The 25,889-nt window shown below is 62.0% G+C and carries 22 protein-coding genes; 11 read left to right on the top strand and 11 right to left on the bottom strand.

Annotated features, from left to right (window positions below):
* Window positions 1-14: 14 nt before the first annotated feature.
* The 6 genes from ACFQ6Y_RS03595 to ACFQ6Y_RS03620 form a co-directional block, all read right to left on the bottom strand.
* Window positions 15-1,088 carry a histidinol-phosphate transaminase gene (locus ACFQ6Y_RS03595; RefSeq protein ID WP_378629042.1) on the bottom strand — a complete coding sequence of 358 codons (1,074 nt, stop codon included), beginning with the start codon at window positions 1,086-1,088 and terminating at the stop codon, window positions 15-17.
* Window positions 1,085-2,665 carry a histidine ammonia-lyase gene (hutH, locus tag ACFQ6Y_RS03600; RefSeq protein WP_378446816.1) on the bottom strand — a complete coding sequence of 527 codons (1,581 nt, stop codon included), beginning with the start codon at window positions 2,663-2,665 and terminating at the stop codon, window positions 1,085-1,087. The genes ACFQ6Y_RS03595 and hutH overlap by 4 nt, the downstream gene beginning before the upstream one ends.
* A 110-nt stretch (window positions 2,666-2,775) precedes the next feature.
* Window positions 2,776-3,567, bottom strand: coding sequence for an IclR family transcriptional regulator (locus ACFQ6Y_RS03605; protein ID WP_378446815.1), 792 nt, complete (start codon window positions 3,565-3,567; stop codon window positions 2,776-2,778).
* Window positions 3,568-3,658: 91 nt separating this feature from the next.
* The gene (locus tag ACFQ6Y_RS03610; protein ID WP_317552053.1) at window positions 3,659-4,321 is read right to left on the bottom strand and encodes an IclR family transcriptional regulator; all 663 of its coding nucleotides are present in this window, start codon (window positions 4,319-4,321) and stop codon (window positions 3,659-3,661) included.
* Window positions 4,322-4,358: 37 nt separating this feature from the next.
* Window positions 4,359-5,501, bottom strand: coding sequence for a CaiB/BaiF CoA transferase family protein (locus ACFQ6Y_RS03615; protein ID WP_378629046.1), 1,143 nt, complete (start codon window positions 5,499-5,501; stop codon window positions 4,359-4,361).
* Window positions 5,502-5,512: 11 nt separating this feature from the next.
* On the bottom strand, window positions 5,513-6,682 hold the full coding sequence (locus ACFQ6Y_RS03620) for an acyl-CoA dehydrogenase family protein (RefSeq protein ID WP_378629050.1): 1,170 nt from the start codon (window positions 6,680-6,682) through the stop codon (window positions 5,513-5,515).
* A gap of 233 nt (window positions 6,683-6,915) precedes the next feature.
* On the opposite strand from ACFQ6Y_RS03620, the gene ACFQ6Y_RS03625 reads away from it, so the two are divergent.
* From ACFQ6Y_RS03625 to ACFQ6Y_RS03650, 6 genes are all read left to right on the top strand, one after another.
* Complete coding sequence (locus ACFQ6Y_RS03625; protein WP_378629052.1) at window positions 6,916-11,538, top strand: NAD-glutamate dehydrogenase; 4,623 nt, start codon at window positions 6,916-6,918, stop codon at window positions 11,536-11,538.
* Between the two features lie 109 nt (window positions 11,539-11,647).
* Window positions 11,648-12,403 (top strand): histidine utilization repressor, encoded by a 756-nt coding sequence (gene hutC, locus ACFQ6Y_RS03630; RefSeq protein WP_378446969.1) that lies wholly within the window; start codon window positions 11,648-11,650, stop codon window positions 12,401-12,403.
* Between the two features lie 217 nt (window positions 12,404-12,620).
* Window positions 12,621-14,015, top strand: coding sequence for a serine hydrolase domain-containing protein (locus ACFQ6Y_RS03635; protein WP_378629054.1), 1,395 nt, complete (start codon window positions 12,621-12,623; stop codon window positions 14,013-14,015).
* 98 nt (window positions 14,016-14,113) lie between these two features.
* Window positions 14,114-15,193 (top strand): dipeptidase, encoded by a 1,080-nt coding sequence (locus ACFQ6Y_RS03640; RefSeq protein ID WP_378629056.1) that lies wholly within the window; start codon window positions 14,114-14,116, stop codon window positions 15,191-15,193.
* Between the two features lie 32 nt (window positions 15,194-15,225).
* Window positions 15,226-16,161, top strand: a complete 936-nt coding sequence (locus ACFQ6Y_RS03645) for an alpha/beta fold hydrolase (protein WP_378629060.1) — start codon at window positions 15,226-15,228, stop codon at window positions 16,159-16,161.
* 85 nt (window positions 16,162-16,246) lie between these two features.
* A complete protein-coding gene (locus tag ACFQ6Y_RS03650; protein ID WP_378629063.1) occupies window positions 16,247-16,753 on the top strand; it encodes a ClbS/DfsB family four-helix bundle protein in 507 nt (168 codons plus the stop codon).
* Here the strand turns inward: ACFQ6Y_RS03650 and ACFQ6Y_RS03655 are convergent.
* Window positions 16,744-17,322 carry a GNAT family N-acetyltransferase gene (locus ACFQ6Y_RS03655; protein WP_378629066.1) on the bottom strand — a complete coding sequence of 193 codons (579 nt, stop codon included), beginning with the start codon at window positions 17,320-17,322 and terminating at the stop codon, window positions 16,744-16,746. The genes ACFQ6Y_RS03650 and ACFQ6Y_RS03655 overlap by 10 nt on opposite strands.
* A gap of 214 nt (window positions 17,323-17,536) precedes the next feature.
* Here ACFQ6Y_RS03655 and ACFQ6Y_RS03660 point away from each other — a divergent pair, with 214 nt between their 5' ends.
* Window positions 17,537-18,331, top strand: coding sequence for an SDR family NAD(P)-dependent oxidoreductase (locus ACFQ6Y_RS03660; RefSeq protein ID WP_378629070.1), 795 nt, complete (start codon window positions 17,537-17,539; stop codon window positions 18,329-18,331).
* Window position 18,332: 1 nt separating this feature from the next.
* On the opposite strand, the gene ACFQ6Y_RS03665 is transcribed toward ACFQ6Y_RS03660, so the two are convergent.
* From ACFQ6Y_RS03665 to ACFQ6Y_RS03680, 4 genes are read right to left on the bottom strand one after another with little or no spacing between them, the layout of a single operon-like run.
* Window positions 18,333-18,791, bottom strand: a complete 459-nt coding sequence (locus ACFQ6Y_RS03665; RefSeq protein ID WP_378629073.1) for a nuclear transport factor 2 family protein — start codon at window positions 18,789-18,791, stop codon at window positions 18,333-18,335.
* 51 nt (window positions 18,792-18,842) lie between these two features.
* A complete protein-coding gene (locus ACFQ6Y_RS03670; RefSeq protein ID WP_378542509.1) occupies window positions 18,843-19,631 on the bottom strand; it encodes an SDR family NAD(P)-dependent oxidoreductase in 789 nt (262 codons plus the stop codon).
* A 30-nt stretch (window positions 19,632-19,661) separates the two neighbouring features.
* A complete protein-coding gene (locus ACFQ6Y_RS03675; RefSeq protein ID WP_378629075.1) occupies window positions 19,662-19,958 on the bottom strand; it encodes a hypothetical protein in 297 nt (98 codons plus the stop codon).
* The gene (locus tag ACFQ6Y_RS03680) at window positions 19,936-21,099 is read right to left on the bottom strand and encodes a Rieske 2Fe-2S domain-containing protein (RefSeq protein WP_378629077.1); all 1,164 of its coding nucleotides are present in this window, start codon (window positions 21,097-21,099) and stop codon (window positions 19,936-19,938) included. Before ACFQ6Y_RS03680 ends, ACFQ6Y_RS03675 begins: the two co-directional genes overlap by 23 nt.
* Window positions 21,100-21,336: 237 nt before the next feature.
* On the opposite strand from ACFQ6Y_RS03680, the gene hsaA reads away from it, so the two are divergent.
* The 4 genes from hsaA to ACFQ6Y_RS03700 all read left to right on the top strand — a co-directional run bounded on the left by hsaA (window position 21,337) and on the right by ACFQ6Y_RS03700 (window position 25,868).
* The gene (hsaA, locus tag ACFQ6Y_RS03685; RefSeq protein ID WP_378446802.1) at window positions 21,337-22,503 is read left to right on the top strand and encodes a 3-hydroxy-9,10-secoandrosta-1,3,5(10)-triene-9,17-dione monooxygenase oxygenase subunit; all 1,167 of its coding nucleotides are present in this window, start codon (window positions 21,337-21,339) and stop codon (window positions 22,501-22,503) included.
* Between the two features lie 38 nt (window positions 22,504-22,541).
* Window positions 22,542-23,834, top strand: coding sequence for a glutamine synthetase (locus ACFQ6Y_RS03690; protein ID WP_378629080.1), 1,293 nt, complete (start codon window positions 22,542-22,544; stop codon window positions 23,832-23,834).
* 134 nt (window positions 23,835-23,968) lie between these two features.
* Entirely contained in the window at window positions 23,969-24,850 is an 882-nt protein-coding gene (locus tag ACFQ6Y_RS03695; protein ID WP_378629105.1) for an SMP-30/gluconolactonase/LRE family protein, read from the top strand.
* Window position 24,851: 1 nt separating this feature from the next.
* A complete protein-coding gene (locus ACFQ6Y_RS03700) occupies window positions 24,852-25,868 on the top strand; it encodes a TIGR03617 family F420-dependent LLM class oxidoreductase (protein WP_378629108.1) in 1,017 nt (338 codons plus the stop codon).
* Window positions 25,869-25,889: the final 21 nt, after the last annotated feature.

Consider the following 25,889-nt stretch of genomic DNA (forward strand, 5'->3'; position numbering starts at 1 on the left):
TTTTCTCCAGTCGGTCAAAGGGTGTGTGCGAGTGTGTCCACAGCGGCGATCACGGCGTCTTCTGCTGCCCGCTCGCCGACGGTGACCCGCACTCCCTCGCCGGGGAACATCCGGACCGAGACACCTTGCGCGACGCAGGCCGCTTCGAGTGCAGACGCTCTCTCGCCGAGAGGGATCCACACGAAGTTGGCGCCGCTCGGGACGGTCTCGACGCCGCGCAGAGTCAATTGCTCACGTAGGTGAGCGCGACCCGCAGTCACCGTTTCGACTATCGAATCGGTGTGCGCCGGATCGGTCAAGGCCGCGCAGGCCGCGGCCTCGGCAACTGCGCTGAGTCCGAAGGGCGGTGCAGCGCTGCGAAGATCGGCTGCGATCGCCGATTTGGTGACGGCATAGCCGGCACGGAGCCCGGCCAATCCGTAAGCCTTGGAGAAGGTTCGGAAGACGACGATGTTGGGAAAGGTTCGAAGCAGGTCGACGCCGTCGACGTCGCTGGTCGCGAACTCCCGGTAGGCCTCGTCCAGGAGGATGAGGACGTCACCCGGGATTGCGCGGGCGAACGCGACGAACTCGGCGGTCGAGAACTCGCTTCCGGTCGGATTGTTGGGGTTGCAGACGAGTACCGCGCGGGTCTGCGGGGTCACGGCTGCCGCCATTGCACTCAGATCGTGTCGATGTTCGGAATCGAGTGCGACGGGTACACCGCTCGCCCCGGCGATTCCGATCAGTATCGGGTACGCCTCGTAGCTGCGCCACGGGTAGACGACCTCGGTGCCCGGACCCGTGTACGCAGTCAATACCTGCTGGAGCAGTGCCAACGAACCGGCGCCGACCAATACCTGGTCGTCACCGACGCCCAGGCGATCGCTCAACCGGGCGATCAGCGTGTCGCCGAACAACGACGGGTACAAGTGTGATTGTGACGCCGCGAGATTGACGGCGTCGAGAATTGCGGCCGAGGGTGCAACCGTCGACTCGTTGCTCGACGCCCGCCACCGAACCTGCTCGAGGCCGGCTGCTTTGGAGTATCGCGGAAGTGCTTCGATTTCGGGTCGAGGACGAGGCCTCAGCGCTCTGGGCGCGGTCATGCCAGGGCACCGATCGCGTTCTCCGCGGCGGCAACGAGTGCGCCGGACGCGGCCAAGTCCACTGCCGCCTCGATCTCGGGCGACAGGAAGCGATCGGTACCCGGACCCTGCACCTTCTCGCGCAGGGTTCGGAGTACTGCTCCGGTGGCGGGGGAGGGCTCGAGTGGGGAGCGCAAGTCGATTCCTCTTGCTGCAGTGAGTATCTCGATCGCAAGTACTCGGGTGAGACCGTCGATGGACCGGCGGAGCTTGCGTGCACCCGACCATCCCATGGAGACGTGATCTTCCTGCATGGCCGAGGAGGGAATCGAATCGACACTGGCGGGGCTCGCGAGTCGCTTGAGTTCGGACACGATGGCAGCTTGCGTGTATTGCGCGATCATCAGTCCGCTGTCCACTCCGGGATCGTCGGCGAGGAAGGGGGTCAGGCCGTGATTGCGTGCTACGTCGAGGAATCGGTCGGTGCGGCGTTCGCTGATACCGGCGACGTCCGCGGTCACGATGGCGAGGAAGTCCAAGACGTAAGCCACGGGAGCTCCGTGGAAGTTGCCGTTCGAACGAACCCTTCCGTCGAGGGTGACGACGGGATTGTCGACAGCACTGGCCAATTCGCGTCCGGCGACGAGGCGGGCGTGATCGACGGTGTCGCGTGCGCCGCCGGCGACCTGCGGGGCACAGCGAAGTGAATACGCGTCCTGAACTCGGGTGCAGTCAGGGCCCGCGTGGCTGGCAACGATCGGGGAGTCGGCAAGCAAGCGCACCATGTTCGAGGCCGCCGCGCCCTGCCCGGGGTGGGGGCGAAGAGCCTGAAGATCGGCGGCGAATACCTGATCGGTGCCGAGCAGACCTTCGACGCTCATCGCGGCCGCGATGTCGGCCAACTTGAGCAGATGATCGAGATCGGTGATCGCGAGGGCCAGTTGGCCGAGCATCCCGTCGGTGCCGTTGATCAGTGCGAGGCCTTCCTTCTCGGCCAGAACCACGGGTTCGAGGCCATGGGCAGCCAATGCCGTTGCCGCATCGGTGAGTTCACCGTCCGCGGTGCGGACGGAACCTTCTCCGATGATCGCCATCGCCACGTGTGCCAGTGGCGCCAGATCTCCCGAGCATCCGAGGCTGCCGTATTCGTGGACCACCGGGGTGATGCCTGCAGTGAGTAGGTCGGCGTACGCCTGCGCGACCACGGGGCGCACTCCGGTTCGTCCGGTGGCGAGCGTCGACAGACGCAGGAGCATCAAGGCCCGAATCACTTCGCGTTCGACTTCCGGGCCCGAACCTGCCGCGTGTGAGCGGATCAGGCTGCGCTGCAACTGCGTCCGCAGATGCGCTGGGATGTGGCGGGTGGCAAGTGCGCCGAATCCCGTGGAAACTCCGTAGACCGGCGTGGGGTCTGCAGCCAGGGCCTCGATGCGTGCGCGACTTTCGGCGATCGCGGCCAGTGAGTCCGCGGTCAATGCGACGCCGTGACCGTTGCGCGCGACGTCGACGACGTCGGCGATGGTGACAGCGCCGATTCCGACCTCGATGGTTCGGGTGGCTGTCCGGGTGGCTGTCCGGGTGGCAGGGGTGGCGTTCATGGGACTCCAATGATGATGCGATGGCTGTCTAATAAAGTCTTGTATACGAGACTCTAGTCTTGAATATGAGACGAAAACAAGACCCGAGAAGGCCGGAACGGAGAAATTTGTTACATGTCGGCGGGCGGAGTCTCCACCATTCGATCGCCGAGGTCGGCGGAGAACTCGGCGCTGACCGTGCGTACTCGGTCGGCGATCAGTGCACTCTCCTCGGCGGATTTGGATCCGGAGAGGAAGGTGACGCCGAGAGCTGCGACCGGACGGCCGTCCCGCGTGATCACAGGACTGGCGATGCAATTGATCCCGGATGTCGTCGCATTCTCTTCGACCGCATACCCGCTCTCGCGTGCTGCGGCGAGCAGTTCTCGCAGTTCGGGAAGCGTCGACGGTCCCGTTCCGGTCCGCGTCGGCCAGGTGTATCCCTCGTAGAGAGCGCTGATCTGTTCTGCATCCAGACGGCTCAGAATCGCCCGCCCGACTGCAGTGAGGTGAGCCGGAAGGCGGGTCCCGATTTCGGTCACCAACCGCACGCCCGGCTTGAGCGGTTCACGTTTGTCGAGGTAGATGACATCGGAACCTTGAAGTACCGCCAGATGGGACGTCTCATCCGTCGACTGAGTAAGGGCCAGCATGAATCGTTGGCCCTCGCGGTGCAGTGGGCCGGAGCGCATGTACGACGCACCGACTTCGAACGCCGAGACACCCAGGGTCCAGGCGCGTTGATCAGCCCAGTACGAGACGAACCGTCGATCGCGCATGACGTTGAGAAGATGATGCGTCGTGCTCTTGGGCAGGTCGAGGGCGCTGGAGATTTCCGCGGTCGCCAGCGGCACACCCCGGCGAGCCAGGAGATCGAGCACGTCGAGCACACGCTCAGCGGATTTCACGCGGCTCGTGCTCATGGGGGTATGTCCTTACGTGGAGGTCGGAAGGCGGAGCGGGGGAATCACATTGTCTCGGATACGAGACTGGATCGCCAAGTGTTCGGGGCGGTTAGTGAGTCTGGCTGCCGAGTTCAGCGGACAACCGGGCGCAGTGCTCCACCAAGACGCGGCCGTGGCTGGCGCAGACCTCGTCCGTCAGACGGAAGGTCGGGCCGACCACGCTGAGCGCGCCCGCTATCTGACCGACTGCGTTGTAGATCGGCGCTGCAACTCCGGTCGAGTGATCCTCGATGGTGTCGTGGGCGATGGCGTACCCGCTCTCGCCTACCTTGCCGCTCAACGCTGCGCCGACGGCGGTGCCGTCCAGGGGAACGCTCTGGCCAACCCAACCCATGTGACGGATCGCGTGTGTGCCCTCGATCTGATCGAGGTACAGCGCAGTATCTTTCGGTCCCATCGTCGACAGGTAGGTCGATTCCCTCGTGGTTTCGGCGATGGCCTTCATCGCGGGCCGGGCTCTCGGCAACAGTTGATTGTCACCGAGAGCGCGAGCCCCGATCTGCAGTAGCCGCGGGCCGACGCGATAGACGTTGTCCTCGCCCCGGACTACGAACTCGGTCTGTTCGAGGCTTCTGATCAGGCGAAGCGCGGTACTGGTTGCCAGATCGGTCGCCTTGGCGGCGTCGCCGAGAGTCAACCCGCCGTGCTCGACGATCGCACCGAGAAGTTCGAAGGTGCGATTCGCGCTGCGGGTCACGTCGCCGGGGGCCATGTCCTACTCCAAGTGCCGAGGGATGTCTGCGCTGAATCTATCGCGAGCCCGGCAGCACCTCACCGTGGTGCTCGTCCAGCAGGGGGCTGCGGCGAACCTGCGGGCGTCGGCTCTCACCGAACACGACGGGTTGTCGTACGTAGGAGATCTTTCCTGCTACCGGGTGCTCGAACGATTCGACGACCCCCCGATACTCGGCCTGCGCGGAGGTGAGTGCCTGCTGGACGTCCCAGATCTCCGAGCCGGCGAGGCCCGCGTCGCCGAGAATGCCGACCACGTCGGCGACGGTCTTTCCGGCAGCCCAGTTTTCGATCTCCTTACGCAACGCCGGCTCGTTCTCGGTCCTGGCGGTGTCGTCGGCAAAACGAGGATCTGCGATCAAGTCGACGCGATTCATCGTCTGCGCCAATTTCTCGAAGCCCGATTGGCTCGCAACCGCGAGGACAAAGAGTCCGTCGTCGGCCTTGTAGGTGTCGAAGGGTGTGGAGACCGGATGTCGGTTGCCGACGCGTGGGGGAGTGAGCCCGGTGGACTGCAGCTGGCTGTGCGCTGTCGGCAGCATGGCGAGCATGCTGTCGAACATCGCGACGTCCAGGTGCTGCCCGAGTCCGGTTGCCTGTGCGCTCAACAGGGCGGTGCTGATTCCCCAGGCAGCGAACAGCCCGGCGACCAGGTCTCCGAACGACTCACCCAACCGGGTCGGCCCGGATTCTTCCGAACCGGTGATGCTCATGATTCCCGAAAGAGCTTGGACTACAAGATCGTAGGCGGCGGCTCCGGACATCGGTCCGTCCTGTCCGAAACCGGAGATGGACGCGTACACGATCCGCGGATTGCGAGCCCGCGCAGCCTCGTAGTCGATTCCCAGGCGCTTGGTGACACCCGGGCGAAAGTTTTCGACGACGACGTCCGCGGTCTCGATGAGCGTCAGCAGCGCCTCACGGTCCTCGTCGTTCTTGAGGTTCAGCGCCACCGAACGCTTGCCGCGATTGAGCACGTTGAAGTAGATGCTCTCGCCGTCGCGGAACGGGCCGAGGTGCCGAGAGTCTTCACCGTGTTCGGATTCGATCTTGACGACGTCTGCGCCGGCATCGGAAAGCAGTGCGGTGCAGTAAGGCCCGGCGAGGACACGTGAGAGGTCGATGACCCGGATGCCGTCGAGTGGGGGAAGTGCAGTCATGTCCGCGCCTTTCAGAATTCGGTGGAACGCGGCGACGGAGCATTGCCGGCAATGGTGAGCAATTGAATCTGCGAGGTGCCCTCGAAGATGCGGAGAATGCGGCAATCGCGGTACAGGCGTTCGATTTCCGATTCGCGCATGAAACCTGCGCCACCGTGGATCTGCACGGTTTGATCGACGATCGAGAAGCAGGCTTCGGTGGCGACGTACTTCGAAATCGATGCGGCGCGGCGGATGTCCTGGCCGGCGTCCTTGACGTCGGCGGCCCAGTCGGCGGTGACGCGTGATGTGACAAGTTGCGCGTCGCAGCCACCGAGAAGTAGCTGGATTGCCTGGAAGTCGAAGATCGGCGTGCCGAACTGCTTTCGCTCCGTTGCGTACTCGCGTCCCAATTCCCAAGCGCGCAAAGCGATGCCGTTTGCCATTGCCGCCACGTCGATGCGCGCGCGGTTCAGGGCGGTCAAGGCGATGTTGCCGCCGCGACCTTCGGTACCGATCACGGAGTCGAGCGGCAGAACGACGTCGTCGAGGTAGACGGTGTACGTCGGAGCCGAACGAATTCCCATCTTGTCCTGCGGCTCCGAGTAGCTGATTCCGGGAGTTCCCTTGGGGACGACGAAGGCGGTGATGCCTCGGAATCCTGCGCTCGGGTCCGTCTTGGCGAAGAGCACGACCAGGTCGGCTTCCTTGGCGTTGGAGATGTACGTCTTGGATCCGGAGAGATGCCAGCCGTCGTCCTCGCGTCGGGCGACGGTACGCATCGAGGCGATGTCGGAGCCGGCATCGGGTTCTGTGAGTGCGAAGCCTGCCAGCAGTTCGCCCGAGGCGAGCCGGGGCAACCAGCGCAGCTTCTGTTCTTCGGACCCGCCGACGAGGATCGGCTCGAGGCCCAGGTAGTGGGCGGTGTAGATCGATGCCAGCGCGGCATCGGTGCGTGCAACTTCTTCGATGGCGACCAGTTGGGTTCGTGTCGACAGACCCAGTCCGCCGAATTCCTCCGGAACGGAAATGCCCATGAGGTCCTGCTGCCCGAGGCGCTTGACCAGTTGTGCCGGGAACTCTTTGGACTCGTCGCGTGCGGCTGCTCCTGGGTGGATCTCGGCGTTGGCGAAGGCTCGGACGGTACTGCGGAACTCTGCGAGGTCAACGCTGTCGATGTCGTGCGCGGTCTGGGTGGTCACGGGGGCTCCTTCGAAGCGAGGCGTTTACGAATTTCATCTAATGAAATCTAATTGCCACTAGTTGGCATGACTGACTATGGCCGAGGGTGGCGAATTTGTCCAGGGGTGAAGCTGTTGTGTCGCGGCTCACGTTCTGCAATGATCAACTTGTCTAAGCCTGTATAGACAAGTTGATCGCGGATGGAACCCACTACCAGTCGGAAGCAGCGTGGCTTTCGGCGGAAGGTGCTGACATGAGCCTCGTTTCAGTCGACACGACACCGGACTCCGAGAACGTGAGGAGGGTGTCCAGTACGTATTTCGAGGGCTTGTCGGCTGATCGATACGCGGCGCTTGCCGAAGACCGCAAGCTTGCGATTGTCGCCGCGCACATGGACCTTTCGCACCGAAGAGGACGCAATTCGTCGATCTCGCGACTCGCGCCGGCCGGGGAGTTAGGGGATGGCCCGGCGATTCAATACGTCGGCGACGACATGCCGCAGCTCGTCGAAGCGGTACTGGCGACACTTGCCCGCGCCCGCGTGGAACCGGAATTCGTGGTGCACCCCGTGCTGCGCACTGAAGACGCCCTGATTGGGGAGCGGACCGAATCATGGATCCACGTAGGACTACCCGCGCATTGTTCGGACGAGCAGGCGCAGGTGATCGCTGACGACGTCGCCGGAATCCTCGACCGTATTGCGCGTGCCTTCCGCGATTCCTTGCCTCTGCGGGATCTCGTCGACGAGGCGCGCGAGCAATTGGACTCGAACGCCTACGCCGAAGAAGCTGATTTCCTCCGGTGGTGCAGCGCCGGAAACTTCAGGGTCGTCGGCGGTGTGCGGACTGTCGACGGTGACGATCCGTACGCCCTCGGCGTGCTCCCCGATCCGACCGGCACTTCGGATGCGAAAGCGGCGCCCCTCTCGATCGCAGTGGTGTACCTCCGGCAAGGGTTCGGTGGATCCGAATACGCCACCGAGATCGACATGTCCATCGGTGACCGTGCGTACCGATTCATCGGGTTCTTCACCGCGGCCGGTCTGGTCGCCGACGTCAGGCGAACCCCGCTCGTGCGAGGACGCGTCGCAGACATCTTCGATGCCTCCGGATCCACCGTCGATTCGTTTGTCGGACAATCGATGCTGGCAGTTATCCAGTCGATTCCGGTCACAGTGCTCCTGGCAGCCGAGCCGGCCCGAATCGCGGACGCGCTGGACGAACTCACTTCTGTGGACGGCCGAACGTCGATCCATCTGCTCTTGCAACCGGTGGGAAGTTCCCCGGCGACGGGGCGAGATCAAGAGTTGTCGGCTTTGCTCTTCGTTCCGCGCGAGAAATTCAGTACGACGATCAGGACAACGGCCGAGTCGGTATTCGCCGACGCACTCGGTGCCCGCAATATCGAGTTCTCCAGTCGAGTCTCGGAATCCCCCTTGGCCGTCGTACATTTCACGGCCACGGTCGGCGGCGGCGCGAACTTCGCGTCGGCGCGACAAGCACGGGAGATTCGGGACCTCGTCGTCGACGCGTGCCTGACCTGGGACGAGCGATTCGTTCTGGATGCTTCGAATCACGAAGAGCGGCGCAGGCGTGCTCAGTTCGCCGAGCGAGTTCCGGTGGCGTACAAGCAGGATTTCGACGCCGTCCGAGCCGCCGAGGACATGGTGGTGTTCGAGGGCCTCGCGCCCGGAGAGGTAAGCCCACGACTGGCCCGATCTGTCGACGGACTCGGTACTCACCGACTCGGACTGTACGTATCGGGTGACCCGCTCTCACTGGGCGAGGTGCTGCCGGTATTGCAGAGCCTGGGTGTCGACGTGGTCGACGAGCGGCCGTACGAGATCGCACCGGTGGGATCGGAACAGTCCTGGATCTACGAGTTCACGCTCGACTATCCGAGCGCTCCGGTCGAGCGCTTCGACAACTTTGCCGCGCGGTTCGGGGCGGCGTTTGCCGCGGTTCGAAACGGCTCCGCCGAGCCGGACTCGTTCAACGAACTTGTCGCGATCGCGGGACTCGGTTGGAAACAGGTAGTGGTGCTGCGGGCATATGCGGAGTTCTTGCAGCAAGCGGGATTTCCGTACAGCACCAGTCGCGTCGCCGAGGTGCTTGCCGATCATCCCGAGATCGCCGGCAGATTGTGCGAATTGTTCGAGAGCCGTTTCGATCCCGACGTCGTCGACGGCGATAGAGGTACACGTGCAGCAGCGGAGGTGGAAACGGCCGTGGCACAAGTGCAAGGACTCGACGCCGATCGGATCCTGCGCGCATTGTCCGAACTGGTCCGTAACACGTTGCGTACCAACTATTTCGTTTATCCCACTGAATCGATCGGTGTGCTCTCGTTGAAGTTCGATTCGGAGAAAGTGTCCGTATTGCCGTTCCCTCGACCGAAGTTCGAGATATTCGTGTACTCACCCGATGTCGCGGGTGTGCACCTTCGCTTCGGTGCGGTGGCTCGCGGCGGCTTGCGCTGGTCGGACCGGAAAGAGGACTTTCGCACCGAGGTACTGGGATTGGTGAAGGCGCAGGCAGTCAAGAACGCAGTCATCGTGCCTGTCGGCGCGAAGGGCGGATTTGTCGTCAAACGCCCACCGGTTCCAGGACTGGGTGCAGACGCAGACCGGGAAGCTGCGTTGGCGGCCGGGATCGATTGCTACCGAACCTTCATCAGCGGACTACTTGATCTGACCGACAACGTCGACAAGCAGAACGGCGCAGTTGTTGCGGCGCGAAGGGTCGTTCGCCACGACGGTGACGACACGTATCTTGTTGTCGCCGCGGACAAGGGAACTGCAAAGTTCTCCGACATCGCGAACGAGGTGGCCGCGGAGTACGAATTCTGGCTCGGCGACGCCTTTGCATCCGGTGGGTCGGTCGGGTACGACCACAAAGCCATGGGTATCACCGCGAAGGGCGCCTGGGAAAGTGTCAAGCGGCACTTCCGTGAGCTCGGCGTCGACACCCAGAACGACGACTTCACTGCGGTGGGGATCGGAGACATGAGCGGCGATGTCTTCGGCAACGGCATGTTGTGCAGCAAGCACATTCGCCTGATCGCGGCGTTCGATCATCGGCACGTGTTTGTCGACCCGAACCCGTCGCCGGAGCGCTCGTACGTCGAGCGATCACGTCTGTTCGCTCTCCCACGATCCTCGTGGGCCGACTACGACCCGGCGTTGATCAGTGCAGGCGGCGGAGTGTGGGAACGCTCGGCGAAGCGCGTCCCGATCAGTGACGAGATGCGTCAGGCACTCGGTCTCGAAGACGACGTCACCGAACTGACTCCACCGCAGCTGGTTCGGGCGATTCTGTGCTCACCGGCAGATCTGTTGTGGAACGGCGGCATCGGGACGTACGTCAAGGCGTCCGGTGAGTCCGACCTCGAAGTCGGAGACAAGAGCAACGACACGGTTCGGGTGAACGGCAACGAAGTCCGTGCTCGGGTGATCGGTGAGGGAGGCAACCTCGGCCTCACCCAGGCGGGACGAATCGAGTACGCACGCGGCGGCGGGCGGATCAACACAGACGCGCTCGACAATTCTGCGGGAGTCGATTGCTCCGATCACGAGGTGAACATCAAGATTCTTCTCGACTCCCTCATCAGTTCAGGCGCCGTCGCAGACTCGCATCGTGTCGAACTACTGGAATCGTTGACCGGCGAGGTCGCCGAACTCGTTCTTGCAGACAACCGTTCGCAGAACGAACTGATGGGCACCACGCGTGCGGACGCGGCGGCGATGATCGGTGTGCACGGCAGGGTGATTTCCAGCCTCGAATCCAGAGGGATCGTCGACCGAGCCATCGAGGGGTTTCCGACCAAGAAGCAGTTCGCCGCGGCCGAGAAGACGGGAACGGGGCTGACGTCGCCGGAACTCGCCACACTGATGGCGCACGTCAAGCTCGATCTGAAATCCTCGCTGTTGGCGGGAAGTTCGATAGACAATCAGATCTACCGCCAGACGCTGGCGAACTATTTTCCGGAGGGTGTTCGAGATGCCGGGGGTGACGCCCTTGACCGGCACCCGCTGCGGCGAGAGATCGTTGCGACCGTGCTGACGAACAACGTGGTCGATCGTGGCGGCATCACCTATGCGTATCGGCTCGGTGAAGAAGTCGGCGCTGATCCGGAAGACGCAGTACGTGCCTTCACCGTGGTCTCCGAGGTATTCGGACTGTGGGAGTTGTGGAACGACATCAGCGAAGCCTCGATCTCGACTGCCGTGTCCGACGAGTTGATCCTGCTCACCAGACGACTGCTCGACCGGGCCTCACGGTGGATGCTGACGCGTCGGCCTCAACCGCTGGCCGTCGGGGCCGAGATCAGCCGATTCGGTGATCGCATCGCGGAGGCGTCGGCAGAACTCGGTGGCTGGCTGGTGGGCGCCGATCAGCGGAACCTGGCTGCGCGAACGGTCCTCATCACGGACAAGGGCGCACCCGAGAACCTGGTCAGGCGAGTGGAGATCCTGCTCGATCAGTTCGGACTGCTCGACGTCGTGGAGATCGCGGACCTCGCCGATCGCGCGATCTCGGAGACCGGCGAACTCTACTTCCGGCTCGGTGAGCACGTCGGGCTCGTGCCGATGCTCAACCGAGTGTCTGCATTGAGCAAGGACGGAAAATGGAATGCGTTGGCGAGGTTGTCGTTGCGTGACGAGTTGTACTCGACGGTGCGAGCCTTGACCCTCGACGTCTTGGCCGACGCGGAAACAGGTGACTCGACAGCGGAAAAACTTGCGAGGTGGGAAGAAAGGAATGCGTCGAGAATAGAGAGGTCGACTCTCGCGCTCGCGGAGATCGAGGCATCCGGGCAACACGATCTTGCTGCGCTTTCGGTTGCGACGAGCCAATTGCGGCGCATGGTGGGTTAGGTCGGGCGCCGGCGCTCGCGGTTGGATCGGAAAGGTGCACGAGGCGGATAGACTTCGGAGGCCGAACGGGAGAACCGACTCGGTGGTTTTCGACGAACGGGTGGTGGCGATGGCGATTGCTGAAGTGGACGCAGAACTCGCCGTGCTGTTCAACGAGGCAGGCGGCGAGTCCGCCCCTGCCTACGAACGGGTCAAGAACCTCGTGATCTCGCAGATCAACTCGGGTCGATGGACCGAAGGTGATCAGTTGCCTTCGGAGAATCAACTGGTCAGTGCGCTGGGGTTGTCACGTATGACGATCAATCGAGCGCTTCGCGAACTCACCAGCGACGGTCTGATCGTGCGGATGATGGGGGTCGGTACCTTTGTCGCCGCCACGAAGACTGCGTCCCCGCTGTTCGAAGTCAAGAACATCGCCGACGAGATTCAGCGGCGCGGCCACCGTCATCGAACCGAGGTCGTGTTCGTTCGTGAGGAAGAAACCGACCACGGGCAGACGTTCCTTCGTGAATCGGTGGGCAAACGGGTGTTCCATTCGCTGATGGTGCACTTCGAGGACGAAACTCCGATTCAGGTGGAAGACCGGTTCGTGAATCCGAACGAGGCGCCCGATTATCTGCGCCAGGACTTCACCGCGATCACCCCCAACAACTACCTGAGTGACGTTGCGCCTCTGGTTCGCGGCGAGCACGTCGTGGAAGCGGTGTTGGGGAGCCCGGACGAATGCGAACTGCTCCGCATAGATCGAGGGGAACCGTGCCTGCTGATTCGCCGCCGCACCTGGTCGGCCAACGGGTTGGTCAGTGCGGCGCGCTTGATCCATCCGGGTTCACGCAATCGCTTGGAAGGAACCTTCGAGCGCTGATCGCTTCGAATGGCGAGACCTGAACACGGGCTCGTCCGATCGCACCATTTTCGGGTGCAACTTCGGTGCAATCGACCAGGACGTGACTGCGAGCACACTGAGATCATGGGTGGACGGTTATCGCTTCCGCAACCTCACGTCCCGACGAGTGAGACCAGAGCGGATCGCAGCAACACCGTCCAAGCCACTCGCTTCCATGATCGAAGGAGTTCGACCTGTGACCGACTTGCCCAAGGACCTACTTGTCGCCCCGAAGTGGCAGGAACGCCTCGACGAACTGGCAGCCAAGCATTCGGTACCGGGTGCGCAGGTCGGCGTGATCGCGCTGGGCGAAGACGGCGCTGCGGACATTCGTGTCATCACCACCGGAGTGACGAGCCTGAACACGCGCGTCGACGTCGACGCAGACACGCTGTTCCAGTACGGATCCGCGAGCAAGATCTGGACGACGACGCTGATCATGCAGCTCGTAGACGAGGGCAAGCTGACGTTGGACACCCTGGTGGTGGAGGTGCTTCCGGAGTTCACGATCGCAGATCCTTCCAACACGAAGGAAATCACGATCCGCCAGTTGCTCACGCACACAAGCGGTATCGACGGAGACCTGTTCAACGACACCGGTGACGGTGACGATTGCGTCGAGAAGTACGTCGACGAACTCGCTACGGCGATCAGCGTCACCAAGCCCGGCGGGCATCTGAGTTACAGCAACGCGGGTTTTGCCGTTGCCGGCCGCATCGTCGAGGTCCTTCGTGAGATGACGTGGGACGAGGCGTTGGTCGAATATCTCTGGAAGCCACTCGGGTTGACGCACATCATCACCAAGGCCAAGGACGCCCCGCTGTTCCGCACCGCCGTCGGCCACGTGGCCAACCCGGATCGGACGTCGCCGGACAAGGTGGTTCCGACCAAGCAGTGGCTGCTCCCGCGCGGTATCGGACCGGCCGGAATCATCACCGGATCTGTCAGCTCTCTGCTGACTTTCGGTGCTGCACACATGCGTGACGGCCTCGCGTTGACGGGTGAACGCATTCTGTCCGAAGAATCCGCACGCCTGATGCGAACCCCGCAGTTCGACCTGACTGCGGTCTCGAGCGTCGATCAGGCTTGGGGTCTCGGCTGGATCCTGTCCGACTGGGGCGGTGTGACGTCCGCGCAGCACGGTGGTGCGACGATCGGCCAGATCACTCGTTTCCACACTTTCCCCGAACTCGGCCTGGCCATGGCCGTTGTCACCAACTCGCGTGGCGGCGGTGCCCTGGCCCACGACATCGAGAAGGAGATCGCTCAGGAGCTTGATCTCGTTCTGCCGGAACCGAAGTCCGAGGCGGATGCGGCAGAGATCGACCTGTCGCACATTCTCGGTACCTATGAATCGACAACCGTTCGAATCGAACTCACGCGCGACGACGACGGCGGATTCCAGGTTCAGAACTTCGCCAAGATCGAGATCGACGGCGAGCCCCCGGCCGCGCCCACCAAGGTCGTGCCGCTGTCTGCTTCCCGGTTCTCGATCAGTAACGAGAGCGCCTCGGGGGAGATGGCACATCTCACGATCGATGGCGAAGAATACTTGTACATGACGCGGCTTTTCAAGAAGATTTCCGACTAGCCGCGGCGAGATGATTCGCTCCGTTGAATGAAATCTCGGGCAGGTCGAGGGCGATGAGGGCCCTCGACCTGCCCGCACTACTTTCTCGAGGACAACTCATGATGAAACCTCTCGCTCCTTTCCCAGACGTGAATCACCCAGCGGCACTGGATGCTTACGGCCTTGCGCCGGTCATCGACGGTCACAACGATCTGGCATGGACGGCTCGCGAGACTGCCGACTACTCGGTGGAGAATCTCGAGAAGGATTCCATCTTCCAAACCGACATCGACAAGCTCGGTCGTGGTGGCGTCGGTGCGCAGTTCTGGTCGGTTTACACGCCGTGTGACATGACCGAGCCAGAGGCGGTTCAGTACACCCTCGAACAGATCGACTTCGTGTATCGGATGATCGAGCGGTACCCGGATACTTTCGAGTTCGCGCGCACCGGCGACGACGTGCGTCGAATCTGGAGTGAGGGCAAGGTCGCGTCCTTGTTGGGCGCGGAGGGCGGTCACAGCATCGGCAGCTCGCTCGGTGTCCTGAGAATGATGGCGCGCCTTGGTCTTCGGTACATGACCCTGACGCACAACGACAACACCGGGTGGGCGGACTCCGCGACGGATACGCGAGTGCACGGCGGACTCACCGACTTCGGTCGCGAGATCGTGCGCGAAATGAATCGGCTCGGCGTACTCGTCGATCTGTCGCACGTCTCGGCGGAAACGATGAGAGATGCCATCGAGACGTCGTCGGCACCGGTGATCTTCAGTCATTCGTCCTGCACTCAGCTGTGCGGTCACCCCCGCAATGTTCCCGACGACGTCATGCGGTTGCTCGCGGACAACCGAGGCGTGATCATGATCGCCTTTGTGCCCATGTTCCTTTCTGCCGAATACAACGAGTGGTTCAAGGGCGGACGGGTCGGCCCACGGCCGGCGATGACGGTGGACCATCTGGCCGATCACGTCGAGCATGCCCGAGACGTCGCGGGCATCGACCACATCGGTTTGGGTAGTGACTACGATGGGTTCGACGACTTTCCGGACGGTATGCAGGACGTATCCGGTTTCGCGGTGTTGATAGACCGTCTGGCGGAACGCGGTTGGTCCGCGGAGGACTTGGCAAAGCTGATGGGCAACAACGTGTTGCGTGTGCTCGACGAGACCAGTGCGGCCTCGCTATCGAGCCTTTCCTAGCCGTATCGAGGCCCGAGAAGATGAGGATGAGAATGAAGAAGATTCGTACCGTTGCACTGAAGCTGGTTGCTTCGGTGTCCGTAGTTCTGGTTGTGCTGGTATCGATAGCGCTCGTGTTCAATGTCGGCTCCGGCAAAGCGAGCGTTCCGGCCGGGGAGACGGGCAATCAGTTCGTGTCCGTCGACGGAAAGAACATGAGCTACTCGATCCGCGGCAACGGCGATCAGACCATAGTGCTGCTACCCGGGTTCGGAACGTCCGCACCGATTCTCGACTTCACACCGCTTGTCAACGAGCTCGCACCTGACTACCGCGTCGTCACGATCGAGCCCTTCGGTTACGGCTACAGTGACGGAACGGACAAGGACCGCACGACGGCGAACATCGTCGAAGAGATTCATACGGCAGTGCAGTCACTGGGGATTGACGAATACATCCTCATGGGACACTCGATCACGGGTCTCTATGCGCTGGACTACACCGCGAAGTATCGTGACGAGGTCACTGCATTCGTGGGTATCGACAGCAGTGTTCCAGGTCAGCCGAAGATGGATACCAAATTCCCGATCGAAGCACTCCGAGTGGGAAGGCAATTGGGCTTGGCAGAATTGCTGTCCAAGGTCGTCGGTGGTGAAGCCTCGGACGAGTACCTCGATCCCGCAGCAAAGGACGAGTTGCGACTGTTGACTGCGAAGAACAACTTCAGCGACACCTACCTCAACGAGATGGATCATCTTTCCAGCAACTTCGCTGAAGCAATCGGCAGGACGTTCCCGGCCGATCTTCCGATTCTGTTGTTCGCCGTGCAGAATTCCGAAGTCGAGGGCTGGACTGCGCTGCACGAAGGGCAGGCCGCCTCCGTTGATCACGGAGAGTTGATCTTGCTGGACGGGGACCACTACCTGCACCACACCCGATCAAAGGAGATCGCCGAGAACGTCAACAGGTTCATGGGCGAGCTGAACTAGATTTGGTAGACGTTGAGTTGGACGCGGAGTCATCGCATTGCGGTGACTCCGCTTCTTTCATCTCAACCGATCGTTTGGAGGCATTGTGGCGCAGATCTTTTCACGCCTCGAACTGATGAGTGAGCTGGACTCGGCGTATTCGAAACTCGACGTGTTACTTGACGGCGCCGCCGAGGCCGATTTGTTCGACGCCATTGCCGTCGATGCGTGGACGGTGCACGACGTACTCGCGGTGCGTGTCTGGTGGGCAGAGGCCGTCGTAGAGTGGATAGGCGCCGGACTGCGTGACGAGACACCACAAACGCCGGCTGCAGGTTACAAGTGGACGCAAACTCCCGCACTGAATCAGTCGGTTGTCGACGCGAGCACCGACGTTCCGATTCCGGTGCTTCGAGATCGCTTGGAAGCTGCCGTGGCGTTGTTACGCAGATACGTCGAGACCCTCGACGACGATCAACTGCTGTCGGTCGGGGTTTTCTCGTGGACCAGGACGTGGCCGGTGTCGAGGTGGATTGCAGTCAATACGATCACCCAATATGCGTCTTTGTCGAAAATGATTCGGAGACTACTGAAATCGGCGAATCAGCTCTGAATGCGGTGCATCCGCCAGACCGTCGGTCCGTCGGTCAGTGAGATTTTGCCTGCGACCGTGAAACCGAACCGTTGATACAGCGGTAGATTTCGTTCGGTCGACGTATCGAGCCAGCAATCCTGCTCGGTTCGATCCAGCTCTGCCAAAGCATGTTTCAGTAGCGCAGTTCCCAGTCCCGTTCCGCGCGAGCGCGGCGTCGTGCCGATCGTTGCCAGCGACCACGCGTGCTCGGGTACGGGAAGCGCAGACAGTTGTTCGTCAGCCTGAAGTACGCGCTCGAACCGATCTCCATACAGTTCGACGATCTTCTCGACAGTCTCTCCATCAGGCTCAGGGGTGTCCGGCGGCAGGATTGCGATGACGCCGTTGCCGGAATCATCGATGTAGGAACGCCCGAACGGTAGTGCCATGTGTTCGAGGTAGATCCGTTGCAGAGCCGCGACGCGTTCCACGTGGGAGTCTTCGGCGACGCACCAGTTCGTCCAGGGGTAGTCGGCAAACGCCTCGCCGAGAACCTCGGCGGCACGGTCGAGGTCGTCGATGGACAGCGGTCGAACAGAATTCTGCATAGTGCCACTTCAGCACAGTGAAGTCTTCCGTCGCCACTCGATTTCGGCGGTGTAGCAGGTGCGCGGGCCGTGGTCACGTACTTGTGAGTTCATTCAAGAAAGTTGGACGAGGCAGTCGATCCTGCGTTGACTGGTAGTGATCGGGCAATCGCCGAGCTGTCAACTCCGGGCACGTGAGATCCGGGTATGGCGATTCTCCGCGAAAGGAACAGATATGAACAGGCTCGAAGGCAAGAATGTAGTGATCACAGGCGCCGCCAGTGGAATCGGGCGTGCAGCAGCACAACTCATGGCGGCAGAGGGCGCCAAGGTGCTGGTCGCCGACCTCGATCCTGCGCGTGCAGAGGAAGCGGCGGAGGCGATTCGCGAGACCGGAGGCAATGCACTGGGTTTCGGCGTCGATGTCATGAACGAGGACTCTCTGGCAGCGATGATCGAAAAGGCGGTCGCCGAATTCGGCGGCATCAACGTCCTGTGTAATCACGTGGGCGGTAGTAACCCGCGCAAGGATCTCGACCTGCTCCGGATGGACTTGGACGAGTGGGATCGCGTGATGTCGCTCAACGTCCGCAGCACTGTCGTCGCTTCACGACTTGCCATTCCGCACATGAACAGTGCCGGTGGAGGATCGATCGTCAACACGGCCTCGGTAGGTGGATTGATCGGGGATTCCCTGCAGTCTGCCTACGGATCCGCCAAAGCGGCAGTCATTCGTCTGACTCAGTACATTGCAGTCCAGTACGGAGCAAACGGTGTTCGGTGCAATGCCGTAGCGCCGGGCGCGATCATGACACCCGCTCTCGTGGACAACATCCCCGCTGATGTCATCGATGGCATGAAGCAGGCAAACGCCCTGCCTTACCTCGGCGAACCCGAAGACATCGCGCATGCCATGGTCTACCTGGCTTCGGACGAATCTCGCTACATGACGGGGCAGACCCTCGTGGTCGACGGCGGACTCACCAGCAAGAGTCCACTCGCTACCGGCCGTTCGTCGATGTTGAGCTGAGTCAGCTCCGCCAACCGCTGGGGCCGGCGCCCAGAACCTCGATAGATCCCTGACTGGCGTGTGAATGCTTGGTGCGGTGCGTCATTCGCCACGCGCCGTCCACCCGAGCCCACGAATCGTGGTAGTCGCCGAGGGTGAAGAAGTTCAGGTGAGCCTTGCTCCCGGTGCCCACATGCATGTCGCTGACATAAGAGCGGCTGGTGGCGAGATCGCCGACCACCTCGACCAGAACATTGCCGATCAGATGTTGGGTGGGTCCGCACTCGTCGAGGAACGAGCGGATGGATGCCACGACCTCGGCAGGCCCGCGAAGAGTTCCGGTGCCCAGTTCCGCCGTAGCGTCCGGCGTCATGATCCGGTGGAGTTCATCCCAGTCGCGGGCGTCCATGGCTCGCGCGAACTCGAAGACGGCGCGCGTGATCTCGCGTTCGTCGAGGAGAGTGGTGATGTCGATGCTCATGCTGTGCGCCTTTCTTAACGTCGGGGGGTTAATAAAGGCGCACAGCAGATGTCAGCGGTTGAGCAGCTTGCGCATCGCTTCGGCAGCGCCCTTGACCATCTTGTCTCGGGGGAAGCCACTGCGCTTCTTGGCGCCTTCGTAGTTTCCTGCAGCAACCCAGATCGGGCCGTCGGCAAGGTGTTCGAGACCTTCACGTGCAACATCTTCGGGTTCTGCGACGTTCATACCCGGGATGTCGAAATTCAGTCCCGCGCGAATCATAGCCGGTGTGCGAGTGACACCGAGAATGAACTCGACAACGTGAACGCCGTACGGCTGGAGTTCGAGCCACAGGCTTTCGGCGAAGATGCGCCCGAATGCCTTGGACGCCGCGTAGATGCTCTGGTGCTCGGAACCCATGAAGCCCGCAAGTGAACCGAGCAGCATGATGCCGCCGTGTCCGCGATCCTTCATCAAACCGCCGAAGTGGTGCGAGAGTTCGAGTTGCTTGTTGATGTTCAGTTCGATGACTCCGGCAAATCCGTTCAGATCGCCGGTGACGAACTCATGGCCGTAGCTGTTGGCACCGGCGTTGAAGATGAGCAGGCCCACCTCGACGTCGTCGGTGACGGCTTTGATCTGATCGAGCGCGTCGGGAACGAGTAGATCCAATGCGAGAGTGCGTACTTCGACGCCGTTGGCACGCGCCTTGGCCGCGGTCTCCTCGAGCGGTCCCGGTTTGCGGGCGATGAGCACCAGATTGATGCCGAGCTTGCTGAGCTCGTCGGCAAACCCTGCGCCGACACCTTCGGAACCGCCGGCGATGACTGCCCACGGGCCGTAGTACTGAGGATCGATCATTACTACCTTCTTCGAAAGATGTTGGCTTGGCTAGTGAAACGGAGCCGGTATGGGTTCACTGTCGTCGACGATCGGCTTGGGTACCGGGTCTTCGTCGAGGATCTCGATCTCCCCGGCCCTGGCCGCATCGACGATGGACGCGATCAAGGCGCCGCACTCCTTGCGGGGAGCACCCGGTCGGCCCTCTCGTTGCCCGAATTCTCGTTCGTCGGCAATTTCGAGGCACTTGGCGCGGGCCTGGTCGCTCCACTGAACAGTGGTGTGTTCCCAACTGTTCTTCTGGACCAGGACCTGCGCCTTGCACTCAGCGCACTGAAGTGGCTGCATCTTCTTCGGCCTTCTTCGCCGCGAGGTTGTCTTCGACTTCCTTCTGCCAGGCGGCGACAGGGCGTGCGGTATCGAGTTCGAATTCGAATCGCTCGGTCATCTCGGGAGCGATGTCAGCGACGTCGACGTAGAACTGCTCGTACCAGCGACGGAGCTGGTAGACCGGGCCGTCCTCTTCGCACAGGAGCGGGTTCTCGATGCGAGTCTTGTTCTTCCAGATCTCGACGTCCTGCTCGAAGCCCTTGGCGATGAACGTGCCGAAGTTCGCGGCCATCGCGTCGGCGGCTTCGCCCTGGAAACGATCCGACTTCTTGACGATGATGCCGTACTGAAGCACGAACTTGTCCGCGCTGACCGGGTAGTGGCAGTTGATGAGCACGGAGTCGACGTTGTAGTCCTCGTACTCGTAGGTCAGGTCGTCGACCATGAAGGAGGGACCGAAGTACGTGGCAACCGAGTTGCTGCCGACCATCTTCGGGGTGCCTGCTGCGTGCGGACGCATGTCCGAGCGAGCGACGCCGCGCATGTACTGCGTTGCTGCGTGGCCTTCGAAGACGTTCTTGAAGTACGTCGGAAACGAGTAGTGCACGTAGAAGAAGTGCGCCATGTCGACGATGTTGTCGACGATTTCTCGGCAGTTCGTGTCGACGGTGGTGGTGTACCAGACCCAGTCGCTCCACTCGTCGCTGAGCGCGCCTTCGATGCGGGGGATGGCCACGTCGTCGGTCGGCGGGTTGCCCTCGGGGTCGTGCCAGACGAAGAGCATGCCGTCCTGGTCGAGGGTCTGCCAAGCACGCGTCTTGGCCAGTGGAGGAACGCGTCGTGCGTAGGGGATCTTCTGGCACTTGCCGTTGCCGCCCCAACGCCAGTCGTGGAACGGACAGGCAATGGCGTCGCCCTTGATCGTGCCCTGGCTCAGGTCGCCACCCATGTGACGGCAGTACGCGTCGAGGATCTTGACGTTGCCTTCACTGTCGGCGAAGACGACAAGTTTGGTGCCGAACGCCTCGATCGAGTGCGGCTGGCCGTCCTTGAAGGACTCCGTGAGTCCAATGCAGTGCCATCCACGTGCAAAGCGAGTGGGCGCGGTTCCAGCTTGGATCTCGCGAACCTCGTCGTTGTCGGACTGAGTGATCGTCACGATGAGTCCCGTCCTTTCCAGGGGCAGTGTCGACGCCCGACGCTAGGGGAGCGTGAATTGCCTCTGGGGCGTCGTCTCACTGGCCGGGACCAGCGGAGAGCACGAGGATCGGGCGGCCGATCCCGGCCTCCGGGACTTCGGATCACCGGAACGCATGATCGACATATCGTGACGGGGCAGCCGTTATGTCTATCTGCCGATCCGCTCCCTCACGGTTCGGTGCGAGGAGTGTCTCCCATGGTCAACAAGGTTCTGAGCACAGTCCGTGATCTGCTTCCGAAGATCGCGGCCCGCGCTCAGAAGGTCGACGATTCGCGCAAGATCTCCGAGCGGACCATCCGAGAACTGTCCGAAGCCGGTGTCTTCTCGATGCTGGCGCCGAAGAGATACGGAGGCGCCGAGAGCGACCCGGTCCACTTCTACGAAGTGATCCGGGCGATCTCCGCTGCCTGTGGCTCGACGGGCTGGGTCGCCTCGGTGGTGGGGGTGCACCCGTGGCATCTGGCGCTTTTCGACGACCAAGCCCAGGCCGACGTGTGGGGAGAGGATCAGACGACGCTCATCTCGTCCGCCTACGCACCGGTCGGACGGCTGACGGCGGTGGATGGCGGCTACGAGCTTTCGGGCCAGTGGGGCTTTTCCTCCGGCTGTGATCACGCGAGTTGGGCATTGTTGGGAGCGATGGTGGTCGGCATGGACGGCCGTCCCGTCGATTTCATGACGGTGTTGGTGCCGCGCACCGATTACGAAATCCGTGACGTGTGGGATGTCGTGGGTATGCGGGGCACCGCGAGCAACGAGATCGTGGTCGACAAGGCCTTCGTTCCCGAGCACCGATTGAAGCGCAACTACGAGACCGCACAACTGCGTGGACCCGGCCAAGCGGTCAATCCTGGCCCGCTGTACAAACTTCCGTTCGGGAGCATCTTCACCTCGACGGTGGCCGCCCCATGTGTGGGCATCGTTGCCGGTTGCTACGAGGGGTACCTGGACGTGATGCGTGAGCGCGTCCGTCTGAGCTTGGGTGGTGGACGGTTCAGTGAGGATCAGTTCGCTCAAGTTGCCGTCGCACGTGCGTCGTCGGAGATCGACGCTGCGATTCTGCAGATGGATCGCAACATCCGGGAGATGTACGAACTTGCTGTCGCCGGCCAGGAGTTTCCGCTCTCGATGAGGCTTCGGGCCCGTCGTGATCAGGTTCGCGCGACGGAACGTTCGGTAGAAGCGATCGACATGCTGTTCAAGACGGCAGGCGGGAACTCCCTCTCTCGCGGAAACCCGATCGAGCGCGCGTGGCGCGACGTTCACGCAGGGAGCGTTCACGTTGCCAACGAACCGGAGCGCGCGTTGGCGCTGTACGGCCGGGCAGCGTTCGGGCTGCCGGTGGAGGACAACCTGATCTGACAGGTTGGCGCGACGCCGGGCGGGGTATTTGCCTCTGGATGAGGGAAGTTCCGGCTCTGACCATCGGCTCGCTCGTCGACATGGCAGGTGTCGCACGAGCGAAAGTGATGCCTGCGGCCCGAACTGGTGTCTTCGAGGAAATCGGTGCGGGAGTCTCGCCGAGTTGGAACGTCTTCTGCAGCGACGACCGGATTGCCTTCACGGATTCCTTTTCCGTCGTGGGCGATCTCCGACTACGTATCGACCGATCCGACCTCCGTGATCTCGGCGGTGGTGTGTCCTGGGCGCCCGCGACTGTGCACGAGCAGGACGGTTCGACGGCTGCCGTGTGCACGCGTTCCGCGCTTGCCGCCGTCGTTGCGCGGCTTGCCTCCGACGGCCTCGAAGCCCGTGTCGGCCATGAGATCGAGTTCACGCTTTTCGGTGACGCGTGTGGCGGTGAATGGTCGGCCTACGGGCTGGATGCGGTCGTTCGGCATGAGGACTTTCTCAAGGACCTCCTGCACAATGCCGAACGCGCACAACTACATATCGAGCAAGTCCATGCCGAATACGGACCCGATCAATTCGAGATATCGATCGCTCCGAGCGCTCCTGTTCAAGCCGCTGATCTCGTGGTGTTGGCTCGGATCTTGATCAGCCGTACGGCCAGAGCGCACGGAGTGGCGGCCTCGTTCTCGCCGATTCCCACCCTGGGCGGCGCAGGAAACGGTGCACACCAGCACTTTTCGTTGACCGCGGGTGGTAGCTCGCTCTTCTCCGGCGGCAGTCGGGAGCATGGAATGACCGACGCTGGAGCTTCCGCATTGGGTGGAATCCTTGCTCATCTGACGGAGTTCACGGCCGTCTTTGCGTCCTCACCGCTCTCCGGCCTCAGGCTGCGCCCGGACAATTGGTCGGGGGCCTACGTCTGTTGGGGGCTCGAGAACCGCGAAGCGGCACTGAGGTTCTGCGCAGAGTCGCCGTCGAATCCGCACGGCGCCAACGTCGAACTGAAAATCATCGATCCGTCGGCCAACCCGTATCTGGCGACCGCTGCGATACTTGGCCTTTCGCATATCGGTATCGGCAATGCCGCGCCATTGCCTGCGGAAATGGTAGTGAACCCGTCGACTCTCACGGACGTGGAACGTCATGAGCGCGGGGTGACCCGAGTCCCCACCGATCTCGGCGAGATCGTGCAGAAGTTCAACTCCTCCTCGGTGGCGAAGGAAATCTTCGGGGAGTCGATCATCGAAGCGATGGTGTCCGTGAAGGGAGCCGAGCGGAAGACGTTTTCCCAGATGGACGAGGCGACAACCGTCGAGCGGCTTCGATACACCTGGACCTGAGGGGTTGGGAATCCGCTTTCGGCGTCTTGGAAGAAGTTCGAACCGGCGACTAGTCGGGAATCGGACACCGCAACAGCGGTGCCGGTGATTGAATGAGACTGATACTTCATTCATCACCGACTCAGGAGAGCCTGATGGCACCAGAAGTTGCGGTAGTTCTCGAGGGACACACCTACTTCGAATGCCCGCGCTGGCACGAGAACCGGATCTGGGTGTCGGACTTCTACACCTACCAGGTGATTTCGGCCCGCGAGGATGGGACCGACATACGCGTCGAGGCGGAGGTTCCAGGGCAGCCGTCCGGGCTGGGGTGGCTTCCGGACGGCAGATTGCTCGTCGTCTCCATGCGGGACCAGAAGATTCTGCGGCGAGAATCCGACGGCGAGTTGGTGGTGCACGCAGACTTGTCCGGGTACGTCAGTGCCAACGTCAACGACATGCTGGTCGACGCGCAGGGACGAGCGTACGTGGGCAACTTCGGGTTCGATCTGATGAACCTGGCGCCCGTCGAAACGGCAGATTTACTTCGAGTCGACCCGGACGGGTCGGTCCACGTTGTGGCACGAGATCTCCACTTCCCCAACGGAATGGCTTTGACATCAACCGGAGATCTGCTCGTGGACGAAACCTTGGGGAATCGAATCAGCAGGTTTGCCGTCCAACCGGATGGCTCGCTGGGGGAGCGCCGCGACTGGGCGTCGTTCGGACCGGTGCCTGGTGGCCCCGAGATGGAGACCACTCTTGCACAGATTGTTGTTGCAGCCGATGGTTGTTGCATCGACGGAGACGATTCGATGTGGGTGGCCGATGCACTCGGAAGTCGAATTCTCCACGTGGACCCGTCTGGCAAGATAATCGATGAAATTGCCTTCGAGAGCGGCGTCTTCGCTTGCGGGCTCGGCGGTTCCGACGGTCGTACGCTGTTCGTGTGTGCCGCCCCGGACTTCAACGAACACGCTCGCAAGGTGGCTACCGAAGGAAAGCTGCTGTCGATTCGACTGGAGCCGTTGGCCTGACATGGAATTGGTGACCTCGCTACCTGCCGACACCCCGCTGCGGCAGGTAGCTCAGTACGTCGGCCGCATCGAGAATCTCGGTTTCGACACGGTGCACATCTCCGAGACCATTCGCGATCCGTTTGCGGTGGCGGCACTCGCCGTCGAGCACAGCACCACCCTCACCGTCCGGACGTCGATGGTTGTCGCGTTTGCGCGCAGTCCCATGGTGACGGCTTTGGCTGCGTGGGATCTGGCGGACTTCTCGGGTGGCCGATTCCAACTGGGGCTCGCGACGCAGGTGCGGGGAAACATCGTCGGGCGGTACTCGATGCCGTGGACGGATCCTGTTGCGCAACTGCGTGATTACGTCAGCGCGGTACGTGAGATCTTCCGAGTGTTCCAGGAGGGCGGTGAACTCGACCATGCCGGAACGCACTACACCTTCAACCGTCTGCAACCCTATTTCAACCCGGGGCCGATCGGCGTCCCCGCACCCGAGATATGGACAGGGGGAGTGAACTCTCGCATGTGCTCATTGGCCGGAGCCGTCGCCGACGGTTTTGTTGCTCACCCCACCAGCTCCCATCCGAAGGTGCTCGCGGAGAGGATCATTCCGGCTTTGGCGGCAGGCGGAAGGAAGCCTCGATTGATTGCCGTTCCGAAGACGATCACCGGCAAAGATCGTGCTGCGATACTTGCTCAACGAGAAGCGGTGCGCAGTGAACTTGCCTTTCTCTACTCCACACCGGCGTACCGAGTTGCGCTGGAGGTCCTCGGATTGTCCGTGGTCGGGGAGAAGCTGACTGCGATGGCGCGAACGGGCGATTGGGCTCGACTACCCGCCGTTCTCGCCGACGAGGTTCTCGACATCTTGGTCACGCAATGCACTTACGCCGAACTCCCCGAAGCGCTGAGTTCGAAGTACGCGCACCTCTGCGACGGGATTGCACTGGCAGTGCCGACGGATCCCGCCGACGACGTCGCTTTCACAGCGATGTGTGAGGAGCTTCGAGCCGCCGCAGCGTCCGCCCCGTGACGTCCAATCGGCGCGATCTAC

It is taken from the genome of Rhodococcus sp. NPDC056516 (assembly GCF_042794655.1).
Lineage (GTDB): Bacteria > Actinomycetota > Actinomycetes > Mycobacteriales > Mycobacteriaceae > Rhodococcus_F.

Excerpts from the sequence above, each read along its gene's own strand:
- ACFQ6Y_RS03595 (WP_378629042.1), bottom strand. The coding sequence starts at position 1,088 with ATGACCGCGCCCAGAGCGCTGAGGCCTCGTCCTCGACCCGAAATCGAA.
- hutH (WP_378446816.1), bottom strand. The coding sequence starts at position 2,665 with ATGAACGCCACCCCTGCCACCCGGACAGCCACCCGGACAGCCACCCGA.
- ACFQ6Y_RS03605 (WP_378446815.1), bottom strand. The coding sequence starts at position 3,567 with ATGAGCACGAGCCGCGTGAAATCCGCTGAGCGTGTGCTCGACGTGCTC.
- ACFQ6Y_RS03610 (WP_317552053.1), bottom strand. The coding sequence starts at position 4,321 with ATGGCCCCCGGCGACGTGACCCGCAGCGCGAATCGCACCTTCGAACTT.
- ACFQ6Y_RS03615 (WP_378629046.1), bottom strand. The coding sequence starts at position 5,501 with ATGACTGCACTTCCCCCACTCGACGGCATCCGGGTCATCGACCTCTCA.
- ACFQ6Y_RS03625 (WP_378629052.1), top strand. The coding sequence starts at position 6,916 with ATGAGCCTCGTTTCAGTCGACACGACACCGGACTCCGAGAACGTGAGG.
- hutC (WP_378446969.1), top strand. The coding sequence starts at position 11,648 with ATGGCGATTGCTGAAGTGGACGCAGAACTCGCCGTGCTGTTCAACGAG.
- ACFQ6Y_RS03640 (WP_378629056.1), top strand. The coding sequence starts at position 14,114 with ATGATGAAACCTCTCGCTCCTTTCCCAGACGTGAATCACCCAGCGGCA.
- ACFQ6Y_RS03645 (WP_378629060.1), top strand. The coding sequence starts at position 15,226 with ATGAAGAAGATTCGTACCGTTGCACTGAAGCTGGTTGCTTCGGTGTCC.
- ACFQ6Y_RS03655 (WP_378629066.1), bottom strand. The coding sequence starts at position 17,322 with ATGCAGAATTCTGTTCGACCGCTGTCCATCGACGACCTCGACCGTGCC.
- ACFQ6Y_RS03660 (WP_378629070.1), top strand. The coding sequence starts at position 17,537 with ATGAACAGGCTCGAAGGCAAGAATGTAGTGATCACAGGCGCCGCCAGT.
- ACFQ6Y_RS03665 (WP_378629073.1), bottom strand. The coding sequence starts at position 18,791 with ATGAGCATCGACATCACCACTCTCCTCGACGAACGCGAGATCACGCGC.
- ACFQ6Y_RS03670 (WP_378542509.1), bottom strand. The coding sequence starts at position 19,631 with ATGATCGATCCTCAGTACTACGGCCCGTGGGCAGTCATCGCCGGCGGT.
- ACFQ6Y_RS03675 (WP_378629075.1), bottom strand. The coding sequence starts at position 19,958 with ATGCAGCCACTTCAGTGCGCTGAGTGCAAGGCGCAGGTCCTGGTCCAG.
- hsaA (WP_378446802.1), top strand. The coding sequence starts at position 21,337 with ATGGTCAACAAGGTTCTGAGCACAGTCCGTGATCTGCTTCCGAAGATC.
- ACFQ6Y_RS03690 (WP_378629080.1), top strand. The coding sequence starts at position 22,542 with ATGAGGGAAGTTCCGGCTCTGACCATCGGCTCGCTCGTCGACATGGCA.
- ACFQ6Y_RS03695 (WP_378629105.1), top strand. The coding sequence starts at position 23,969 with ATGGCACCAGAAGTTGCGGTAGTTCTCGAGGGACACACCTACTTCGAA.
- ACFQ6Y_RS03700 (WP_378629108.1), top strand. The coding sequence starts at position 24,852 with ATGGAATTGGTGACCTCGCTACCTGCCGACACCCCGCTGCGGCAGGTA.